The organism is Endozoicomonas sp. ONNA2 (assembly GCF_024606365.1).
GTDB lineage: Bacteria > Pseudomonadota > Gammaproteobacteria > Pseudomonadales > Endozoicomonadaceae > Endozoicomonas.
The window spans coordinates 1-5,132 of the sequence record NZ_JAHHPO010001155.1 but is presented as its reverse complement, the minus strand read 5'-3'; the positions used below and the strand labels follow the sequence as shown (position 1 = coordinate 5,132).

Here is a 5,132-nt window from a genome sequence, read left to right as displayed (position 1 = left end):
GTACTCATTTATGCAAGTCTATCGGGTGGGTGGTGCAGTCAGGGATCAATTACTGGGTTTGCCAGTCAAGGACAACGACTGGGTTGTCGTCGGTGCAACACCCGGGCAAATGAAGGACCTGGGCTTTCAGCCAGTTGGGCGGGATTTCCCGGTTTTCCTTCACCCGCAAACCAAAGAGGAATACGCCCTGGCCCGAACAGAACGCAAAACCGGCCATGGTTATGCAGGCTTCAGCTTTTACACGTCCATTGACATATCCCTTGAGGAAGACTTACAGAGACGGGATTTAACCATTAATGCCATAGCAGAGGATCAGCACGGTAACATCATTGACCCATACGGAGGTCAGGAAGACCTGAAAAACCGTCGGCTTCGCCACATATCGCCTGCTTTTCAGGAAGATCCCCTGCGCATCCTCAGGGTCGCCCGGTTCGCAGCGAGGCTTGCCCCCCTTGGCTTTGAGGTAGCTGAAGAAACGCTGGAATTAATGAGCAACATGGTGAATAGCGGCGAAGCGTCTCATCTGGTACCCGAAAGAGTATGGCAGGAAACATCCGGGGCCTTGATGGAACAGGCGCCTTCGGTCTACTTTGAGACGCTACAAAGCTGTGGTGCACTTCAAGCCGTACTGCCCGAGTTCCTTTCCTTGATCCATAGCCAGACCTTATTGCGTCTTGACATGGCCGCCCGGGAAAACAACACTGCACTGATCCGGTTTGGTTGTCTGTTCTCACCTTTGCTACCTCAGCCCGAAGAGAAAAAAACCAATAGCATACTGACGGTTCAGGGTGTTTCATCCAGATTGCGATTACCCTCACAATATGCCGATATGGCCCTTCTGGTCACAGAGCATGCCCAAAGCGTGCGTTCGGCTATGCACAGCAACAATGCAGAGTCCCTGATGTCCCTGTTTGAAGCCACCGATGCCCTGCGACGCCCTGAACGCTTTATCAGCCTCATTACAATTCTTTCCTATAGCCTGGCAACGGTTAAAGTAAAAAAAACCCGGGTGATTGAACTATTGGACAGCTGTCTGGCCATTAAAGCCAGAGATTTGATGGCTGAAAACATCACGGGAAAAGCCCTTGGTGAAGCACTAAGACAGAAACGGCTTCAGCAAATTCAGGCAACAATGCACCTTAACCAGTTAACCAAATGAAATCATATTTTCTGGCCAGGCTGTCAATCACCCTACTACGTCAGGCCTTGCATAGTAACTGACCACTTACCCAGAAATACCCGATTCCATTTGGCTAACTACTTATGGCTTATGGCTAGCTACTTATGGCCACTTGAGGCCTCAACAATTTATGCCCCAGCGCCAAGAGTTATTAATAGTAATTTCAAGCTTTTAACGCATCCGAAACACATTTTAATCGCCGAAAATTCATTAATTGATATAGACATGGAACAAAACCCTAAATTAAATGTCCAATCAAGTAATCAATATCTTATTGATGCAACTAATCACACAAACTGAATAAGGATATAAATCATGGCAAACAACGTAGGTCCCTCACGACCCCCTGTATCAACAACTTCACCAGTCCCAGAGACTTCACACGGAGCCAATCCGGCTAAGGGTGTTAAAGTCCAATCCGAGGTATTACCGCAAACAACTGTGGTTGAGAAACCAACCCAATCAAGAGGGCAATCTCTTTTTAGAAGACTTAAACAAGGTGTCGCAGGTTTATCCGGCAAGCCTTCAGAGAATACGAAAAAACCTACCGCGTCTGAACAGGAGCCAGCAACCAGTGAGAACCCGACAGAAAAGCCTGTAGACGACCTGGCTGCCAGAAAGCCAGAAAAAACTGCTGAGACAAATGAACAGCCAATCACTGTTGTTCACAAGCCCAGCCTGAGTGAACGTACAATTGAAAAGCTGAAAGTCGTGGGTTCATACCTTGTTGCCCCATTAAAGCTCATCTCTGGCTCGCTTAAGTTTGTTACCAAACCTCTGCAGGATCATGTGATTACCCCAGCTTACGAAGAGTTACTCCTTGTATTCCAGCCAGCCAAATATCATGCCATAAAGCTGGCGCAGAAAGAGGCTGCCAAGCAGGCTGAGCATGATAAAAAGCAGGCAAAACAGCATAGATTTGAAACGGAATGTCAGCTTGGGGCCAAGAGTCGATTCAACCAGCTTAATGAGGACGCTTATAGCGTGCAGCTGGCCAGGCAACACAAGGTCACCGACATGGAGGTTGCAGAAAAGATAGCACGCCATAAACCTCGCGCAGAAGCTAATTTCTTGTTCAAACAGGAACTGAATAAAAAAACTCTGGAGCTGAAACAAAAAGAAGAGCTGCACCAGGATTCACAAACCGGTGAAGAATACTACATTACCCGAACCCGGAAATTAAAGATTGCTGATGAAACCAATCGGGCAACCGTTACGATTAAGGCGAAGACTCCGGATAACAAGGTTGTAGCGAAGCAACTTGATGCTGACAATGCACAGGTGGCCAGGCGACTGGGTAATGACCCCACGATGGCACAAGCTATGACTGATTACTACAAAGACCTGGAAGCTCACAAAAAGAAAATGGAGGTATTCAACAAGGAAAATGCACAATACCAGCGAGCCAGAGAAAAAGCGGCAAAGAAAAAACAAGCACTTGATAAACAAGCACCTGTTAACCCTGGCGAGCCTCCCAAACCTCCTGTATTCAAATGCACTGATGAGAACGTGATCGCTGCATTCAAGCTGGACAGCAAACAATATCGCACCAATCTTCAGACGGTCGTACAAACTCTTGAAAACGACGTGGAGGAAAAGAAGGCTAAATTGACAGAGGCCTACCATGACCACTTTGCTGCCAAAGACTTCATCAATGAAAAAACGGATCCTGAAAACTATAAAAAGTATCTTCAGGAACGTCTTGAATCAGACAAATCCCAACTTGAAAAAATGCAAGAAGCTCTGAATGACGCAGAGAAAACCGACTCCCGTCAGGTTGAAGAGGCAACCTGGCATATCAACATTCTGCAAGAGAATATCACAGTCTACCAGAACCACCTGGAAATCTATGACAAAGAGTGCCAGAAGATGATGGTTGAGGAAGAGCTTGGACACCTTGAACAAATTTGTACTTACGTCCAGAAAAGCCGTGACGATCGTCCTTGCCTCCAGAAAAGCCGTGACGATGATGTCAACGAATGGAAAAAAGGTGTCTATGTCGATGACCCTGATAGTTCTGATCATCAAAAAAGAATTTCAGGCCCACGGGACAGACTGGAAATTGAGCGCTTGAAGGAGTGGGTTTACAAAGATGCCAAGGGTAATGTCCTGGATATCTATATGAAAGATGCTCATGGCTTGAAAATCGGCATCAACAAGGAGATCTACGCCAAGGTAAACGATGTTATCATCCCGGCGCCTGACAAGAAGCTCACTCCGGCCTATGACGGAAAAACGTCTGCCCCCGATCACCAACACCAGCAGGGCATGAAGTGGAGCAAGATAAATTCGGGTAAGCGTCAAGGCTATTATCAAAGCTATCTTGCCGAAAGGGATGACGATGGCGATCTCGTCCTGGCTCAGGATGACACGGTCGTATGGCAAGTAGTACCCGGCCAGCTTGACAACCACTGGATGGTTAAACCCAGTAACGTTAACGGCAGACATGCGGGCTACAATAAATACAAGGCCGTTGTCAAAGGCAGAGCATCGGCCGAAGAACCCCACGCTCTGACCAGGAAAAACCTGGGTGATCATAATCGGCTGATGAGGCACACAAGGGACATCGATAACGAATCCGAAGACGATAGCAGTACGGTTTCTGGCGAGGGTTCTGTAACTGTTGTTAATAAACCCTCGAGTAATTCACCGGGTGAACACATACGCAAGTTGCAGGGGAGTTTCGATGTAGTGAAGAGAGCGGTCGAAGAATTGGAGCAAGAGCTTAACGCCAGTTCTACAAAGACTCGCTGATAAGCACAAGCGTTTTGCCATGTTTTTTCAGGGTAACTCCTGAATCTCTGGCCGTCTTTTCAAGACGGCCTTTTTTTAATGGTAAACACTGTCAACTCCCTCATTAATGTTTAACAGCTCTGTCACCAGGGGCCGAAACCAGGGTTCTTTAACTTGGTTGATCAGCTTTTCCACTGCCAAAGCAGGGCGGTCAACTGCCAGCAAAAGGTCAATATCCGCAGCACAAAGGCGCTGTTGACGATCCCTTCCCAGTTGCTCTTCGAGCCTCTTGCACCATTGCCGCAATGCCTCAGCACTGATATCTGACTCAAAGCAAACCACTGCGTTGATATAATCGGGAGCCGCAAGACCAACAGCTTTTGTGGTCACCAGCTCACTGACTCTGAGCTGACCAAATCGCAGCTCCAGCGCAGCGATCATCTGACGACACTGAAACTCAGCGTTTATATTGGAACCAATACCAAGCACATAGACGGTCACTGCCAATTATTCCTGCCCCATCATCTGTGCCCGGGTTCGCTCACACCAAACGGTAGCAAGGGCATTGGTCAACGCCTTCGGCTTGCGAATGGTCACTGCTACTTTATCCACCGGGTAATGCTCCATCACCTGAGTGATGATACCGCCAGCCAGAGCCTCAATCAGCTGATAACGGGAGGCCTCGCAAAATACCCTGACACCCTGGGTAATGGCGTCATAATCCAGCGCATCCTGTAAGTCATCACTGGTGAACGCGCGGGTAAAATCAGTGGTCAGTTCCAGGTCCAGCACCAATGGCTGTGGCGCCTCGTGCTCGAACGCATAAACACCGATGACCGCCCGGGTTTCAATGGCTTCTATTCGTACTTTATCCATAGCAGGCACTCCTTAACAGACAGTGGCGCAAAAAGCCAGAAAAGAAAAAGGACAGCAAACCACAAAGACACAAAGAAAGCCTTGTTTGCCAAACGCTAGCCCATAAAATTTTCACCCTGAAAAATATTTACTTAATTGTGTCTGCGTGCCTTTGTGATTCAAAAGGCTTCCAGCTCTTCCATGGGCCAGCGAGGTACAGGCACCACTTCAGGCCCATCGCTCTGGCCAGCCAGCAAACGTTGACAGCCAGCGTAGGCGATCATGGCACCATTATCCGTGCAGAACTGAGGACGAGCATAACGCAACACCGCCCCTTCTTTTTTCACCATGGATGCCAAAGAAG

The 5,132-nt window shown here is 48.1% G+C and carries 4 protein-coding genes and 1 pseudogene; 2 read left to right on the top strand and 3 right to left on the bottom strand.

Annotated elements, in window-relative coordinates; all coding sequences use genetic code 11:
* Together cca and KDK14_RS20435 are read left to right on the top strand one after the other, a co-directional pair.
* On the top strand, positions 1–1,159 hold a 1,159-nt coding region (gene cca / locus KDK14_RS20440), incomplete at its 5' end, for a multifunctional CCA tRNA nucleotidyl transferase/2'3'-cyclic phosphodiesterase/2'nucleotidase/phosphatase (protein ID WP_257267081.1).
* A gap of 462 nt (positions 1,160–1,621) precedes the next feature.
* Positions 1,622–3,934: a hypothetical protein gene (locus KDK14_RS20435; RefSeq protein WP_257267080.1), complete on the top strand. Its 2,313-nt coding sequence runs from the start codon at positions 1,622–1,624 to the stop codon at positions 3,932–3,934.
* A 75-nt stretch (positions 3,935–4,009) separates the two neighbouring features.
* Here KDK14_RS20435 and KDK14_RS20430 read toward each other — a convergent pair whose 3' ends face one another.
* From KDK14_RS20430 to KDK14_RS20420, 3 genes and pseudogenes are all read right to left on the bottom strand, one after another.
* Complete coding sequence (locus tag KDK14_RS20430; protein WP_257267079.1) at positions 4,010–4,414, bottom strand: 2-amino-4-hydroxy-6-hydroxymethyldihydropteridine diphosphokinase; 405 nt, start codon at positions 4,412–4,414, stop codon at positions 4,010–4,012.
* Positions 4,415–4,420: 6 nt separating this feature from the next.
* Positions 4,421–4,789 carry a dihydroneopterin aldolase gene (gene folB, locus KDK14_RS20425; protein WP_257267078.1) on the bottom strand — a complete coding sequence of 123 codons (369 nt, stop codon included), beginning with the start codon at positions 4,787–4,789 and terminating at the stop codon, positions 4,421–4,423.
* Positions 4,790–4,947: 158 nt separating this feature from the next.
* Positions 4,948–5,132, bottom strand: a pseudogene (locus tag KDK14_RS20420) (tRNA (adenosine(37)-N6)-threonylcarbamoyltransferase complex transferase subunit TsaD); the annotation flags it as partial.

Coding starts and splice junctions, on each gene's coding strand:
- folB (WP_257267078.1), bottom strand. CDS start 4,789: ATGGATAAAGTACGAATAGAAGCCATTGAAACCCGGGCGGTCATCGGT.